General features: G+C 38.4%; 15 protein-coding genes and 1 pseudogene. 11 read left to right on the top strand and 5 right to left on the bottom strand.

Annotation, left to right across the window (positions count from 1 at the left end):
- From H0184_RS16650 to H0184_RS16670, 5 genes are all read left to right on the top strand, one after another.
- Positions 1-834: a carbohydrate ABC transporter permease gene (locus H0184_RS16650; RefSeq protein ID WP_221827114.1), complete on the top strand. Its 834-nt coding sequence runs from the start codon at positions 1-3 to the stop codon at positions 832-834.
- Positions 835-876: 42 nt separating this feature from the next.
- Positions 877-1,755 carry a sugar phosphate isomerase/epimerase family protein gene (locus H0184_RS16655; protein ID WP_221827115.1) on the top strand — a complete coding sequence of 293 codons (879 nt, stop codon included), beginning with the start codon at positions 877-879 and terminating at the stop codon, positions 1,753-1,755.
- Between the two features lie 21 nt (positions 1,756-1,776).
- A complete protein-coding gene (locus H0184_RS16660; RefSeq protein WP_221827116.1) occupies positions 1,777-2,883 on the top strand; it encodes a Gfo/Idh/MocA family protein in 1,107 nt (368 codons plus the stop codon).
- Positions 2,884-2,978: 95 nt separating this feature from the next.
- A complete protein-coding gene (locus H0184_RS16665) occupies positions 2,979-4,079 on the top strand; it encodes a Gfo/Idh/MocA family protein (RefSeq protein ID WP_221827117.1) in 1,101 nt (366 codons plus the stop codon).
- A gap of 164 nt (positions 4,080-4,243) precedes the next feature.
- Positions 4,244-4,669 (top strand): hypothetical protein, encoded by a 426-nt coding sequence (locus H0184_RS16670; protein WP_221827118.1) that lies wholly within the window; start codon positions 4,244-4,246, stop codon positions 4,667-4,669.
- Positions 4,670-4,726: 57 nt separating this feature from the next.
- Here the strand turns inward: H0184_RS16670 and H0184_RS16675 are convergent, their stop codons facing one another.
- Together H0184_RS16675 and H0184_RS16680 are read right to left on the bottom strand one after the other, a co-directional pair.
- A complete protein-coding gene (locus H0184_RS16675) occupies positions 4,727-5,941 on the bottom strand; it encodes an amidohydrolase family protein (RefSeq protein ID WP_221827119.1) in 1,215 nt (404 codons plus the stop codon).
- Positions 5,942-5,947: 6 nt separating this feature from the next.
- On the bottom strand, positions 5,948-7,036 hold the full coding sequence (locus H0184_RS16680; RefSeq protein ID WP_221827120.1) for a hypothetical protein: 1,089 nt from the start codon (positions 7,034-7,036) through the stop codon (positions 5,948-5,950).
- A gap of 115 nt (positions 7,037-7,151) precedes the next feature.
- Between H0184_RS16680 and H0184_RS16685 the strand changes: the two are divergent.
- The 4 genes and pseudogenes from H0184_RS16685 to H0184_RS16700 all read left to right on the top strand — a co-directional run bounded on the left by H0184_RS16685 (position 7,152) and on the right by H0184_RS16700 (position 10,868).
- Positions 7,152-7,974: pseudogene (locus tag H0184_RS16685) on the top strand (MBL fold metallo-hydrolase).
- 101 nt (positions 7,975-8,075) lie between these two features.
- A complete protein-coding gene (gene melA / locus H0184_RS16690; protein WP_221827121.1) occupies positions 8,076-9,377 on the top strand; it encodes an alpha-glucosidase/alpha-galactosidase in 1,302 nt (433 codons plus the stop codon).
- A gap of 173 nt (positions 9,378-9,550) precedes the next feature.
- Positions 9,551-10,507, top strand: a complete 957-nt coding sequence (locus H0184_RS16695; RefSeq protein ID WP_260631611.1) for an SGNH/GDSL hydrolase family protein — start codon at positions 9,551-9,553, stop codon at positions 10,505-10,507.
- A 202-nt stretch (positions 10,508-10,709) separates the two neighbouring features.
- Positions 10,710-10,868 carry a hypothetical protein gene (locus H0184_RS16700; RefSeq protein ID WP_221827122.1) on the top strand — a complete coding sequence of 53 codons (159 nt, stop codon included), beginning with the start codon at positions 10,710-10,712 and terminating at the stop codon, positions 10,866-10,868.
- Positions 10,869-10,942: 74 nt separating this feature from the next.
- Here H0184_RS16700 and H0184_RS16705 read toward each other — a convergent pair whose 3' ends face one another.
- The 3 genes from H0184_RS16705 to H0184_RS16715 form a co-directional block, all read right to left on the bottom strand.
- A complete protein-coding gene (locus H0184_RS16705) occupies positions 10,943-11,965 on the bottom strand; it encodes a phosphotransferase (RefSeq protein WP_221827123.1) in 1,023 nt (340 codons plus the stop codon).
- Between the two features lie 739 nt (positions 11,966-12,704).
- Positions 12,705-12,890 carry a hypothetical protein gene (locus H0184_RS16710; RefSeq protein ID WP_221827124.1) on the bottom strand — a complete coding sequence of 62 codons (186 nt, stop codon included), beginning with the start codon at positions 12,888-12,890 and terminating at the stop codon, positions 12,705-12,707.
- A gap of 141 nt (positions 12,891-13,031) precedes the next feature.
- The gene (locus H0184_RS16715) at positions 13,032-13,523 is read right to left on the bottom strand and encodes an Rrf2 family transcriptional regulator (RefSeq protein ID WP_221827125.1); all 492 of its coding nucleotides are present in this window, start codon (positions 13,521-13,523) and stop codon (positions 13,032-13,034) included.
- A gap of 232 nt (positions 13,524-13,755) precedes the next feature.
- On the opposite strand from H0184_RS16715, the gene H0184_RS16720 reads away from it, so the two are divergent.
- Both H0184_RS16720 and H0184_RS16725 read left to right on the top strand, forming a co-directional pair.
- A complete protein-coding gene (locus H0184_RS16720; RefSeq protein WP_221827126.1) occupies positions 13,756-14,193 on the top strand; it encodes a carboxymuconolactone decarboxylase family protein in 438 nt (145 codons plus the stop codon).
- 59 nt (positions 14,194-14,252) lie between these two features.
- Positions 14,253-14,720, top strand: a complete 468-nt coding sequence (locus tag H0184_RS16725; protein ID WP_221827127.1) for a DinB family protein — start codon at positions 14,253-14,255, stop codon at positions 14,718-14,720.
- The last annotated feature ends 72 nt before the right edge of the window (positions 14,721-14,792 follow it).

The following is a 14,792-nucleotide window of genomic DNA, read 5'->3' on the forward strand; positions in this document are numbered from 1 at the left end:
ATGGATGCAGCAAGGAAAAAGAAAGTATCGGTTTTTTCAGCACATATTGTTCTAATCATCGCATCATTTTTCTTTATGATTCCATTTATCTGGATGGTTTCAACATCATTAAAACCATTAACACAAGTATTTACATTTCCGCCTGAATGGATTCCAAAGCCGGTGAAGTGGAGCAATTATATTGATGCCATGAATTATATCCCGTTTTTCACTTATTTAAAAAACACCATCATTATTACCGTGCTAAGTACCGTTGGCGCTGTTTTATCGTGTCCAATTGTTGCATATAGCTTCGCGAAACTGAAGTGGCCAGGGAGGAATATCCTTTTTATCATTACCATTGGTGTGATGATGATTCCAGGGCAGGTGACCATGATTCCATTATTTTTATTGTTTGAAAAATTAGGGATGGTAGGTACACCTTATCCATTAATCCTTCCGGCATTTTTCGGAATTCCTTTTTACATCTTCCTATTAAGGCAATTTTTTATGGGCTTACCTGATAGTTTAAGAGAGGCAGCGAAAATAGATGGTGCCAGCGAATTTAGAATCTATTGGCAAATCATGCTTCCACTAGCAAAACCAGCGGTATTGGCCGTAGGACTATTTCAATTTATGGCAAGTTGGACAGACTTTATCGGCCCATTACTCTATTTAACAGATTCCGTCCAATACACTTTATCTCTAGGTTTACAGCAATTCCAAAGCCAGAAGGGTTCTGAATGGGGACTCATGATGGCTGTATCGACAATGATGACGATTCCTGTTGTGATCTTATTCTTCTTTTTGCAAAAAACATTTATTAAAGGTATCACTTTCAGTGGAATTAAATAGGAATCTATTAATAGTAATTAAAACTAGTAGGAGGTTGTTCATATGAATAAAAAAATAGGAATGAGAATATCACCAAAAATCGGTGCAGAGGGAATGGAATCGGTAGCAAAATTCGCTGCTAGTATTGGCTTGGATGTCATCGATGTTCCCTTTTATAACCAAGAGGTGAAATCCGCTTTAGAAAATGCTGGGCTTGAAGTAGGGTCCATTGATGGTGTAGGTGCCGTTGGCAATACAAAGCTCTTAAGTGAAGACGAGAAAAGTCGTGAAGAAGCAGTGACTGCTTTAAAAACGCAAATGACTGAGATTTCTCAGCTTGGCGGAAAAGTTATGTTTATGTGTTTGGTTCCGGATGATATAACCTTGCCGAGAAAAAGGGCGTTTGAAATCTGGAAAGAAACCTTTCCTGCTATTGTTAAACACGCAGAACAAGAAAACATTTATATTGCTTTAGAAGGGTGGCCGGGACCTGCTCCCTATTATCCAACGTTAGGATGCACACCTGAAATGCTAAGAGCGATGTTCAACGTTATACCTTCTAAACATTTCGGGATCAATTATGATCCTTCCCATTTAGTAAGGTTAGGAATTGACCATTTACGAGTATTGAGTGAATTTGGTGATAGAATTAATTACTGTCATGGTAAAGACACTGAAATATTACATGATGAACAATATGAATTTGGAACCCTTACTGCCACCTTTGGAGCAAACTATGATTTTTCAGAAGGGCCTTGGAGATACACCATCCCTGGGCAAGGGGATGTGGATTGGTCAAAGGTAGCGGTGCGATTAGAAAAAGTCGGTTATCAGGGTCCCATTAGCATAGAACTAGAAGATCATCGCTATTGGGGGTCTTTAGAGAAGGAGCAGCAAGGAATTAGAAAAGCGAAAGAACATCTGGCTCTTTATTTTAAATAAACAAAACAGGAGGAAATGAAGATGACAAAAAAAGTGAAAGTAGCCATTGTTGGTTGTGGCGGTATCGCAAATGGAAAACATATGCCAAGTTTATCTAAGCTGAAGCATGTTGAATTAGTGGCTTTTTGTGACGTACTGATTGAAAGAGCTGAAAAGGCGGCCGTTAAATACGGAGCTCCCGGTGCGAAGGTGTATGAAGATTATCATGAACTCCTTCAGGATGAAAGTATTGATGTGGTCCATGTTCTAACTCCAAATGATTCGCATGCGGAAATAACTGTGTCTGCTCTGGATTCAGGTAAGCATGTAATGTGTGAAAAACCGATGGCGAAGACGTCTGCTGAAGCCCAAACCATGGTGGAGGCGGCAAAACGCTCTGGTAAAAAACTGACAATCGGATATAACAATCGTTTCCGTCCAGATAGCCAGCATCTGAATCAAGTATGTGAACGCGGGGATTTAGGCGAGATTTACTTTGCGAAGGCCCATGCGATCCGCCGCCGTGCAGTTCCAACTTGGGGTGTGTTTTTGGATGAAGAAAAACAAGGGGGAGGCCCGTTAATTGATATTGGCACCCACGCCCTGGATTTAACATTATGGATGATGAATAACTATAAACCTAAATCCGTTATGGGTAACACTTATCATAAATTAAGCCAAAAGAAAAATGCTGCCAATGCATGGGGAACGTGGGACCCAGAAAAATTTACCGTTGAGGATTCCGCCTTTGGCTTTATTACGATGGAAAATGGCGCTACCATTGTGCTCGAAACAAGCTGGGCTTTAAATTCTCTAGATGAGGATGAGGCAAAATGTTCACTAAGCGGAACAGAGGGAGGAGCGGATATGAAGGATGGACTTAGAATCAACGGGGAAAGCTTCGGAAAGCTTTATACAACCAATATTGAGCTTGGTGCCGGTGGAGTAGCCTTTTATGATGGAAACTCGGAGTCAGATGCCGACCTAGAAGCAAGGCTTTGGATTGATAATATCCTTCACGACACAGAGCCAGTGGTAAAGCCGGAACAAGCATTGGTGGTGACGCAAATCTTAGAGGCAATCTATGAATCTGCTAAGACAGGAAAAGCTGTTTACTTTCAAGAGCAATCTTCCTTTATTACGAATTAATGAGAGCTTAGATAATTTAAGACACTTGATTGAGGGAACTTATCAACCTATTACTTTAGTCAAGTAACGGAAAATTAATAGTTGGAGGAAATACGATGTCAACTGCGCTCAATATCGGTATTATTGGCAGCGGCGGAATTGCAGCTGCTCATGCAAGAGCTTATAAGCAAATGCCAGATGTAAGGATTGTAGCTGTTGCCGACGTGATTCCAGGCAAGGCTAAGCAATTTATTGAACAGCTTGAATTAAAAGAAGCTCAAGCTTTTGATGACCACCTAGAGCTTTTACATATGGATCTGGATGGTGTGAGTATTTGTACTCCAAATGTGGCCCATCACCGTACAAGCATTGATTCCCTTAATGCCGGAAAACATGTGCTAGTAGAAAAGCCGATGGCTGTTACCTTAAGCCAGGGAATTGAAATGGTGGAGGCCTCCAAAAAGGCAGATAAAATCCTGACTGTCGGATTTCAACCAAGATACGATCCGAATATGAAAGCGGTAAAAGAAATCGTTCAATCGGGTCAATTAGGGAATGTCTATTATGTTGAAACAGGCGGCGGACGACGGCGGGGAATGCCAGAAGGAACCTTTATCAATAAAGAATTAGCAGGTGCAGGTGCGATGGCGGATATTGGTTGTTATTCATTAGACCTAGCTTTAAATACATTGGGCTATCCTAAGCCCTTAACTGTATCAGCTTATACGTCTAATCATTTCGGAACCAATCCGCTATATCACAAGGAGGCGGATAAGTTTGAAGTCGAGGATTTTGGTGCAGCGATGATCCGTCTAGAAGGCGGAATTGTTCTAAATTTTAAAATATCATGGGCCATGCATATGGACTCTCTCGGTCCAACTCTCTTCCTGGGAAAAGATGCTGGGTTGAAATTAACGCCAGCAGGCAGCGGACCATGGAGCGGTGTGTGGGACGGTGGAATCGGCACAATCAGCTTATTCCATGATATAAAAGGGCACCATGTAGAATCTGCAATTCCTGTTCAAAATCATCAGTTAAATATTTTTTATGAAAAGGTACGCGACTTTGTTGTGGCAATAAAGAGTGGTAAACCTGCACCCATTCCAGGTGAACAAATTGTGATCAATCAGGCGATCATTGATGGGATATTACGTTCATCCGAGCAGGGCAGTGAAGTGAAAATCGACATTCCTGAATTTTGTCTAAATGTATCATAATGGGAAAATGAAAAGCGGTTTTATTCTTATATTAGAATAAAACCGCTTTTTTCTTTAACTCTATAATTCTAATCAACAGGTTGATTCGCCATTGCTAATATTTCCATTATTTGAAATAATTGTATTAGTTTAATATTTTTATTGATAAGAGTGAGGTGGAGTGTTTGTATTATGCAAGAGCACAGAGAAGGGTTTTGGGTTCGTTATTATTTCTAGTGTTGATTTTGTTCAAGGTTGAGGAGTTTCCCCAAGGGTTACAAATATTGCAGTTAGTCTTGGCCTTTATTATTGGTATGGCACTTTTGGCAGAATATAAGGTTGAAATAAATGAAGGATATTTAACGTATCAAATTCAGTTATTTAATTTAACACTGTACAAAAAAGTGGTTCATCATCAAAATATTAAAACAATGAAGTTTAAACGGATTGGCTGGGCACAGAAATGCGTCATGATAAAAAATGAAAAAGGGTTCCCTATTAAAATAGCAAACTTCAACCCCAACAATATATATCAGGATTTAATTGATTTTGCTAATGTGTATGATATTCCGGTTACTAAGACTAAGGATTACTTGATTTTAGAGAGGTAGCCATTAAAAAAGCAGAGCTAATTCCTAGGTAATCGAATTACTCTGCCTATATACTTTTTATAGGCGGTCAATTACTTTAACGCCTTTATAGAAAACATGCTTTATCTGATCGATTGCTGTTATTTCCAGGCCAGGAATACCTTCAGAAACTAAGAAATTTGCTTCCAAACCTGCTTCTAGTCGTCCGAAAGTGTCATCCTTTCCTAATAGCTTAGCAGGATTGTCTGTTAATAATGCTAGAATCTTATTTTCATCGTAATGATGCTTCTTTAAAAGCTGCATAGCTGGCTGAGCAATCAGCATTAAGACGTCAGGTCCTTTTAAAGTTTGATCTTGAAACGGCAGCCAGGAAGTTCCTGGATAGGGCGGAAGATAGGAGTCCGTCGAAATCGAAACCGGGATGTCTTTTTGAAAGAACTTAAGAATTTCTTCTGGCGAGTTCGGCTGTAAATGGGTACCGCCCATTGGGGTGGCGACCACTTTAACTCCTTGCTTTGCAGCAATGTTAATTTGTTTATCGGAGATTCCATGTGCATGGTGCAGGACATCGATACCTGCCTCTAGTGCAAGTTTGATTCCTTCTTCACCTCCAACATGAGCACCAATTCTTTTTCCTAATCGATGATAGATTTTTACAATCTTTTTTAATTCCTCGAGCGTGTAGATGATTTCTCCAGCCCGCGGGACTTCTTTTTCGGTAAAATTTGCCGGTGTCGCATTGATAAAGATATTTTCACCAGGATAATCACTTAGAAGCGCAATCATTTGTACCAAAATGGGATCGGACAAATCGTATTGAGTAACGCCGCGCGATTGGGTGATGGCAGTAAAATGAGCCAAATTTTCAAACCCAATAGAGATACTTGTTGTTGCAAAGGAAACATCAATAGGAATACCATCAACGGCTTTTTGGTAATCTTCTTTTGAAAAATCACACAGCGGATGGCCGCAGATCTGCTCGCCAAGTGCCGTTATACCAGCTGATAATGCTTGAAGGAGTATCGCTTTTCCGGCTAAAAAATGAGTTTCAGAACTCACTGGATAGAGAGAGGTTGGGGCAAATTCTAGTAAATGAGTATGGCAATCTACCAGTGAAGGTGTAATCACATAGTTCGAACAATCCATCACATCTAACCCCGGAAATTTCTCCTTCAAACTCTCCCAGATGCCAATCTCAGCGATTTTACCATTCTCAATAACCATTGCACCATCTTTTACAGTCCCTAACTGACTTACCGTTACTAACTTTTTACTGCGAATCAAGTAATTCATCAGTCATCACACCAAAAATGGAGTAAAAAAATACCCCAAGACACATGCCGTAATCAACCTAAGAACCATGCCAATAATGGCAGCCTCTAACGTTTCTCTCTCATTTAGACTGGATGTCTCAGCCCAAGTGACAGGCACCTGACCGAAGATGACGGAAAGTGGGAGCCCGGAATTGGCTAGCACAAATGAACCTACAATTAACCGAGGATCAATGGTGCTGGCGAGTTCCGCAAGCTGAGCAACTGCCAATGTAGGAGCTGCTAGTATGGATACAATACCGGTAGCGGGTTCAATACTTAGGAACGTAAGAACAGAAGATAAGCTAGATTCTATGAAACTCCAAACACCTATAAATTTTAAGGCTCCGATAAAGAAAAAGACGGCCGCAACCGCTGGAATAATAATTAAAAACAGCAGTTCAACACCTTCTTTAGCGGATGAGAAAATGGTTTGCAAAAATTTAGTAGTAGGTGTAAAACGGGGCAATTCCTCAAGCTCCACTTTTTTAGTATCACGGTAAATGGTTCTAGATAAGAGAAACGGTACAACAATAATTGGGACAAAAATAGAAAGAATGACGAGTGGGAAGGCATTAATGCTGAATGCTGAAAGTGCGATGAGCCCTAACACAAAGGTTGCAAAGGATTGTGGAGATTGAATCATCGTTGCTACCGCAATTTTTTGCTCTGCTTTGGTTACATTTGCTTTGACTAGAATCGGACCAGAAATTTTTCCAGCAGCGTTAATATCACCTAGAATATTGTATACGCTTGGAATGATGACCGATGGATTGATTTTGAACCACTTCATAATCGGAACAAAAAGACGAATTAACCCATCTGTAAATCCTAATCTCTCCAAAAGACGTCCGACGATAACGCTTACAATAATTGCAATTCCCACTTCACTTGTCAGAAAAATGTCTACGACGATTGGTTTTACTTCTTTAATAATGGTATCAAAAAGGCTGGACAGCGAATTAGGAGCAAATAAGAGCAGAATCAAGGATCCAAAAACTAACAATATACCAACTACTTCAAATGTCTGCCATTTTGATCTTGCGGACTTGGTAAAGGATGCTTGTTTGTCTTCCATAGAATGACCTCCCGACATTTTTATTTACAATATGTATGGGCGCACAAATGGTGCCTGTCAATTGATGAACGGGAAAAATATGAATATTTTAGGTTGGTAGAAAGGGGAGGAAGTCATGTTTTTAAAGAAAAGATCTACCTTTGGAGAGAAGAATGGTGTTGCCTACCTGAATGGGGAAGTGAAGATACAAAATTTTTCTTTAAATGTTTATTGTTATGTCGTGGATGGTGTGCTAATTGATACCGGTTCGCAGTCTTTACATAAATATTTTGAACCTTTTATAGATATAGCTGACTTTGACCAGGTTATGATGACTCATTATCATGAGGATCATACTGGCTGTGCTGCTTATATTGGAAAAACAAAAAAGGTCCCTATGTATCTCAATGAAAAGACCATTGAGTATTGCACACAAAAGGCGGATTATCCTTTTTATCGACAATTTTTTTGGGGAAGAAGAAAGCCGTTCCATGCTCTTGCCATGCCAGAAACATTTACATCAAGGAATGCGGCTTGGGATGTAATCGACACTCCTGGACATGCTTTTGATCATAAGGCCTTTTTGAATCGGAATACTGGTCAGTTATTTACAGGGGAACGAGCGGACCAAAGTGATTTTAGCAGAAGAAAATATCCTAACCATTATTCAATCTTTGGAAAGAGTTTTAACCTACGATTTTCAGGAAGTATTCTGCAGTCATGCAGGGTTTGTAGAAGATGGCCGAGCAGCGCTAACCCGAAAAAGGGATTATTTAAGATCATTGGTACAGGATGTGTTAGCTCTACATGAAAAAGGGGACTCAGCGGATATGATTCGAAATAGGCTGTTTCCTAAAAAGTATCCCATTATTAAATTTTCGAGCGGAGAATGGGATTCACTGCATATCATTACTTCTATAATTAATGAACATAGTAGAGCGAAACCAAAAGTATACTAGAGAAAAAGAATGTTTTTTATTATTCTGCTGAATTGATTTTTGAAAAAAGGGAATAGACTAGTAGAGTAAAAGAAGGCTTCTTCAAAGGAAGGATGTTGGGTGTGTCAAAAATTACGTTTATGGGTGCCGGAAGTACGGTTTTTGCGAAAAATGTACTGGGTGACTGTATGTTCGTCCCAGCCTTAGAGGGATTTGAATTTGCACTGTATGATATCGACGAGCAGCGCTTAAAAGATTCCGCGAACATGTTAAATAACTTAAAAAATAACTACACTAAAAATATTTCAATCAAATCATATATAAATAGAAAAGAAGCATTAAGAGGGGCAAAATACGTGATCAATGCCATTCAAGTGGGCGGGTACGAACCAAGCACCGTGATTGATTTTGAGATTCCGAAGAAATATGGACTTCGTCAGACGATTGCAGATACGGTAGGAATTGGCGGGGTTTTTCGTTCACTCCGAACGATTCCAGTCATGCTCGATTTTGCCAGGGACATCGAGGAAGTTTGTCCAGATGCGCTGTTTTTGAACTATACCAACCCAATGGCAGTACTGACTGGTGTTATGCAGCGCTATACAAATGTAAAAAGTGTAGGTCTTTGTCATAGTGTTCAAGTCTGTACGGAGCATCTATTCAGGGATTTAGGGATCGCCCACCAAGGCATTGAAGAAAAAATTGCAGGAATTAACCATATGGCATGGCTCTTAGAGGTAAAACGAGATGGCGGGGATTTGTATCCTGAAATTAAGAGACGTGCAAAGGAAAAGCAAAAATCCAAGCACCATGATATGGTTCGTTATGAATTAATGGACAAGTTTGGATTCTATGTAACGGAATCCTCGGAGCATAATGCAGAGTATCATCCATACTTTATCAAGAGCAGGTATCCAGATTTAATAGAAAAATTTAATATCCCGCTTGATGAATATCCCCGCCGCTGCGTGAAACAAATTGAGAGCTGGAAAACGATGAGGCAGGAGATCGTGAATAATAGTAAGCTCACACACAAGCGGTCTCGTGAATATGGCTCGAGAATCATAGAAGCGATGGAAACAAATGTACCATTTAAGTTTGGCGGCAATGTGCTAAATACTGGGGGTCTGATCAGTAATCTTCCAGAGAATGCCTGTGTTGAAGTGCCTTGTGTAGTGGATAGAAGCGGGATCATGCCTTGCTATGTAGGAGATTTGCCGGAACAGCTTGCTGCCTTGAATAGAACCAATATCAATACACAACTATTAACGATTGAAGCTGCTATCACCGGAAAAAAAGAGAAAGTTTATCAAGCAGCATTGTTGGATCCACATACAAGTGCTGAGCTTTCCATGGATGATATCATTTCCATGTGTGATGACCTCTTTGAAGCACACGGAAATTGGCTGCCATCTTTTTCATAAAGTAACCATAATGGGGAGGTTTTCATGCTTCGTTTCATTAACGAAGGGAGCGTGGCAAACGTCCCTTTTGATTTCTAATATTTGTTGTCTTTCGGAATGTAGCCTGTCATGATAAAATGAATAAACTATATTATTAGATAATAATTATACAATTATAATAGGTGTGGTGAAATTTGCAGAGAAAAAAGAGAACAGCTATGATGAGCATGATTATAGGAATTTTGGTAAGTGCAGGTGTATTTATATATTTATTTCTTCCAGATCGTGAACAGGAAAAGGTGGAAACGGCAATGGCGATCGCTTCTGCTCCTCCAAAACAAACAGAAGAAACGCCAGTTGAAAATGAACCGGAAGTAGAAGAGGCAGAAGCAGTACCGGTAGAAGAGGAAGAAAAACCAATTACTGAAGATATTAAGGCGAAGGTTCGGGAAGTAGTAGAAATGGCGTTGGATTTTCTTAAAAAGGATCAAAAGATTGTGGCTATCGGCGACTCGCTGACTGAAGGGGTTGGAGATGAAACAAAGAATGGCGGGTACGTTGGCATTCTTAATCACACGTTCGAAGACCATAAACTAAATGTCACCGTCGAAAACTTTGGTAAAAAGGGAAACCGGTCAGATCAATTATTGAAAAGGCTGGAAAAAGAAGATGTTGCTTCTGCCATTAAAGAGGCTGATGTTGTCCTAATTACAATTGGTGCAAATGATATTATGAAAGTATTAAAATCTAATTTTATGAACGTGACAATGGAACCTTTCCAAGAGGAAAGGGTGAAATATATCGAGCGCTTAAAAGCCATTTTTAATAAAATTAATGAAATCAATCCGGATACCCAAATTTATTTAATCGGTTTTTATAATCCGTTTGAACGGCATTTTGGTGAAATCAAAGAACTTGGAATGATAATCGATAATTGGAACGATGCCGGAAAATCACTTGCAGAAGAATATGAAAATGTAAAATATATACCAACAAAAGACATATTCAGTCAATCAACAGAAGACCTATTGGCAGAAGACGAATTCCACCCCAACACAAACGGATACAAACAAATGGCCCAGCGGGTATTAGAATATCTTAAAGAATCCAATGAAGAACACGACATCAACAAAATTGACGTAGCATCTTAGTACCATGTGGACGGTTCTCATGGTCACGTTAGAAGCTCCGAGATCACTGAAAAAGGTTCAGTTTATAACAAGAAGGCAATTACCTGCTATATGTAGATAATTGCCTTCTTTTATTTACTCAGTGTGAAGGTTCGGAATATTTTAACAAAATGCGTAAATAATCATACACTAATAATAAGCCACACACTTTGGAGGTGTTAAGATGATTTGGTTATATATGTTGATACCGGTCGTTCTTATTGGTGGTATTGCCGTTTACTTCGAAAAGAAAACAGGAATGTCTATCCCAAATGAGGATATACAAAGAGAGAAAATGGGAGAAGTTCTAAAGGATAATTCAAGTGGACCAGGAGTATTTTAGGGGATGCCGTGGGGGCGAGAATCTTGGCTCAAGTTATATAAAAAGTGACCAATAGAACCGTCCCCACGGCCACTCTATAACAAGTTATTAATTGAAAGAGTAATGAGATGGTTTTTGTTATCTGTAATCCAATTGCAACGTTCTGCAGATTTTTCTATATATTTTTGAACGATATCAATGGTGCTGACTTGATCCAAATAACGACCTAGAAAATGAATGAAAACATCGAGACTTCTAAGTTGGATGAGGACAGGTATCGCCTCGATTTCGGCTTCTGTTAATTTAATAGTTTGACCATAACCAGATAGAAATGCATCAATCTTCGCCAAAATAAGTGCTGCTTCTTCGCTAGGCTGTATGAAGTCTGATAAGCAAACTGCCATTTCCATTACCCGTAAATCTTTCGTAACAAACTCAAAATCAAGGACAGCTGACACAATTCCTTCTTCATTGACCAAAACATTGGATGCGTTTAGGTCGCCATGAACAAGTTGATGTGGCAATTGCCTTAATGAAGCTACCTGCTCGAGAAAAGAAGTGAGCTGATTAAAAATAACTAGTAAATCAGCAGTCTGTTCCGAAAATTCTCTAGGAGGGAATTGACAAAAGCTTAAAACATCCTGTAAAGAACACCGAGGATGAGTATTTTCAATTTCATAATATGGTCTGTATGCAGGACGCTGATTGATCTGTACCTGTACTAGCGATGCAGACAGTTGACCAACCGTTCTCCCGAAAGAATGAATTTCTGGCAGCTCATCCAGTGTAGGATTTGCACCATCCAAGTAGCGAAATAAACCCGCAAGCTTTTCATCCCTGGTTCTTACAATCGTTCTTCCTTCCCGTGATCGGACAGGCAGTGGTATAGAAAAAGTTAGAGGCATTTCCGCTAAAGCAACGAGAATACCATGCTCATACTCTACCTTTACTTCATCCTGATGGGTTTCATAAATGCGGAGTACATATTGATCGTCCCCAACAGAGACAAATCGAGTAGTATTGTTTGCACCACTTTGTCCAACCCATGTAACCCAGCTGCCCGCGGGAAAATATTGAGCAAGTACTTCATCTATGTATGTATTCTTTTGTAGCGTCATAATAGTAATCCTTACTTATTTGTATGTATCTAACGTAAGTATAACATGCGGAACTTAATAGGAACGATCTCTTGGCTCAAGTTATATAAAAAATGACCACTAGAACCGAACCGTCCCCACGGACGTCATATAAATCGTGTAATAAAAAACATCCCAATTCCTACTACACATATACAGTAAATACTTAAACTTTTTAATGAACGCAACGAACCTCTTTTCATTAAATACTCATTTATTCCAAAGAATAAAATAATGGGTATCATCCACCAAAATACTTTTAATATAGCAAATGTACTGGCTCCTGTATCATTAAATAGGAAGCCTACTCCCATTAAAAAGAGTGAAAATCCTAGGGCCAATATTAACAAATATCTAACAGCATAGGGTAAAAATTTCACCATATTCCTCCGTGTAAATATATCATTCTTGTATATTATATCAAATTGTTTAATTTGAATTTTCAAAAGAGAATCCCTGAACAATTTCAGGGATTTTTTACTATACTAATAAAACATAAAATGGGCTAACCACTTGTAATCTTATTCTTTGAGAAATTGCCTAAGTTTACCAAAAGACATTCTTCAGAATTATCTTCAAATGTAAAAAGTACATATCCTTGATGTATTTTATCTTCTATTTCTTTTGGGTCCTTCGTTCTAATTACATCTTCAAGAGGAAGATTATTTTTGAATTGATTAATGTCGAAAGAGTGGTCTTTCTATTTCTCACATTCATTTATTTATGGCAGAAATACACGTTCCATCGTCTGGTGTTCGATAAGAGTAGTGAAGTATAGAATATTTATATTTACTCCTGAAACTTGTTTCTTTTTTCCTTTAAAATCAGAAGATTTCTTTGCTCTTTTCACTATTTCAAGAAGGGTTTGATTTTCAGCTGGGTTCGGATCATTTTTACTCATTAACATAAACAAATGTGCTCCCTTTTTGTTGTCAACCCTTATTATTTTACTAACTTATAATTGTATGCACTTTCACATGTTTATTATTGTTATATACAAAAATCTCTCGCGGGATTCTCTTAATGTTGGAATCTCACGAGAGGTTTTTTAATTGTTGCTCTTTGAAAAAAATTTCCGGGTATCTTCACGTATTTGATTAGGTAAGACAGTATCAAGCTCTTTATTTAACCAGGCAAGTGTTTTACTGCGCAAGAAATCACGCATTTTTTCCTCTGCAGAGAGCATAACTAAATTAATCGTACAAGAGGAGGAAGCCGAACAGCAATTTTCTCGATACAAATAACCATTATCTTTAATGTTTTTACATTGAAAAATCGGTTTAGGACCTTCAACTGCTTTAATCACATCCCAAAAGGAAATTTCTTCTGGAGATTTAGCAAGTCTATAACCACCTTTAACTCCTGGGACGGAACTTACGATACTAGCCTTCGATAATTTAGTAAAAATCTTTGAAAGATATGTATCTGATATCCCTTGAAAAGTGGAAAGTTCTTTTATTCCGGTGGAAGAATCCTCTGGAATCTCAATTAAATATACGAGGCAATGAAGCGCATATTCAACGCCAATACTATACTGCATACCAACACCTTCTTCATAAATAAAAAATAATTCCTTCCATTTATCTTAGAAATGATTTATTTCTTTGTCAAACAAAGTGTTGTTTCAACTAAACTTAATAGAGGGTTGACATAATATGATAATCAGACTATTATAGACATAGTTAATCGACGATTAACCCTATCTATAATTAATATTTAGGTTTGTATCTTCAAATACTAATGAAGTGAATTATCTTAAGGAGGTAATTGAATTGGAACAACGAATAGATTATTATAATGCCGCACCAGAAGCACTTAAAATCATGATGGAAATGGAAAAGTATACGAAAACTACAGGTATAGACCGTAAACTTCGTGAGCTTATAAAAATTCGTGCTTCACAAATTAACGGCTGTGCATTTTGTTTGAATATGCACACAGCTGATGCTCGAAAAATGGGTGAAACAGAGCAAAGAATATATTGTATAAGTGCTTGGGAAGAGTGTGGGTTCTATTCAAAAGCAGAAAAAGTAGCTTTAGAGTTGACAGAGCACGTGACATTAATCGGGTCAAAACGTGTTCCTGATGAGCTTTATCAGCGAGTGCGTGAACACTATGACGAGAAACAGTATATTGACCTTGTTCTAATAATTAACCAAATCAACAGTTGGAATAGAATCTCTATTGCAATGGGAAATATAGCAAAGTAAAAGTAACAAAAATTTCTAGAGCGAATTTAAAATTCTTGTCGGAAAAGGGGACTAACATCATGAACGAAAAAATGATTTTTGATCTATTTGAATTTGCTCGTAACGCTACATTAAAGGTGGCACAAGGAATAACGGAGGAAAATGCCGACATCATCCCAAATGGCTTTCCCAATTCACTACGCTGGCAGTTAGGTCATATATATGTTGCCGTTGAGGGAATTGTCTTTCATTTTTCAAACGAAACTCCCAACTTGCCTGATGGATATCTGGATTTATTTAAAACGGGGACAAAAACAACGGGCTGGAATATCACTCCGCCTTCAATAGAAGAACTTATTCCATTGCTATCTGAACAAGTAAATCGTGTAAAAGAGACGTTTGCCGGAAGACTTGATGAAAAAATTGCAAACCCATTTACAATGGGATCATTAAAACTTGAAACCATTGGTGAACTTCTTTCTTACGCTTCATTCCATGAAAGTGAACATACTGGGATAGTAAAAAGCCTAAAAAATGCTCTTAAGTAAAGAAAAATATTTTTTTGGAAAAGAAAAGACCAATCGGTCTTTTCTTTTTGGTTTCGGCAATAAAATTAAGGG

The organism is Neobacillus niacini (assembly GCF_019749295.1).
GTDB lineage: Bacteria > Bacillota > Bacilli > Bacillales > Cytobacillaceae > Neobacillus > Neobacillus niacini_D.

Bases quoted from the DNA above. Each gene is read 5' to 3' on its own strand.
- H0184_RS16725 (WP_221827127.1), top strand. From the start codon at position 14,253: ATGAACGAAAAAATGATTTTTGATCTATTTGAATTTGCTCGTAACGCT.
- H0184_RS16680 (WP_221827120.1), bottom strand. From the start codon at position 7,036: ATGGAAGACAAACAAGCATCCTTTACCAAGTCCGCAAGATCAAAATGG.
- H0184_RS16660 (WP_221827116.1), top strand. From the start codon at position 1,777: ATGACAAAAAAAGTGAAAGTAGCCATTGTTGGTTGTGGCGGTATCGCA.
- H0184_RS16655 (WP_221827115.1), top strand. From the start codon at position 877: ATGAATAAAAAAATAGGAATGAGAATATCACCAAAAATCGGTGCAGAG.
- H0184_RS16700 (WP_221827122.1), top strand. From the start codon at position 10,710: ATGATTTGGTTATATATGTTGATACCGGTCGTTCTTATTGGTGGTATT.
- H0184_RS16665 (WP_221827117.1), top strand. From the start codon at position 2,979: ATGTCAACTGCGCTCAATATCGGTATTATTGGCAGCGGCGGAATTGCA.
- H0184_RS16715 (WP_221827125.1), bottom strand. From the start codon at position 13,523: ATGCAGTATAGTATTGGCGTTGAATATGCGCTTCATTGCCTCGTATAT.
- H0184_RS16705 (WP_221827123.1), bottom strand. From the start codon at position 11,965: ATGACGCTACAAAAGAATACATACATAGATGAAGTACTTGCTCAATAT.
- H0184_RS16710 (WP_221827124.1), bottom strand. From the start codon at position 12,890: ATGTTAATGAGTAAAAATGATCCGAACCCAGCTGAAAATCAAACCCTT.
- H0184_RS16650 (WP_221827114.1), top strand. From the start codon at position 1: ATGGATGCAGCAAGGAAAAAGAAAGTATCGGTTTTTTCAGCACATATT.
- H0184_RS16675 (WP_221827119.1), bottom strand. From the start codon at position 5,941: ATGAATTACTTGATTCGCAGTAAAAAGTTAGTAACGGTAAGTCAGTTA.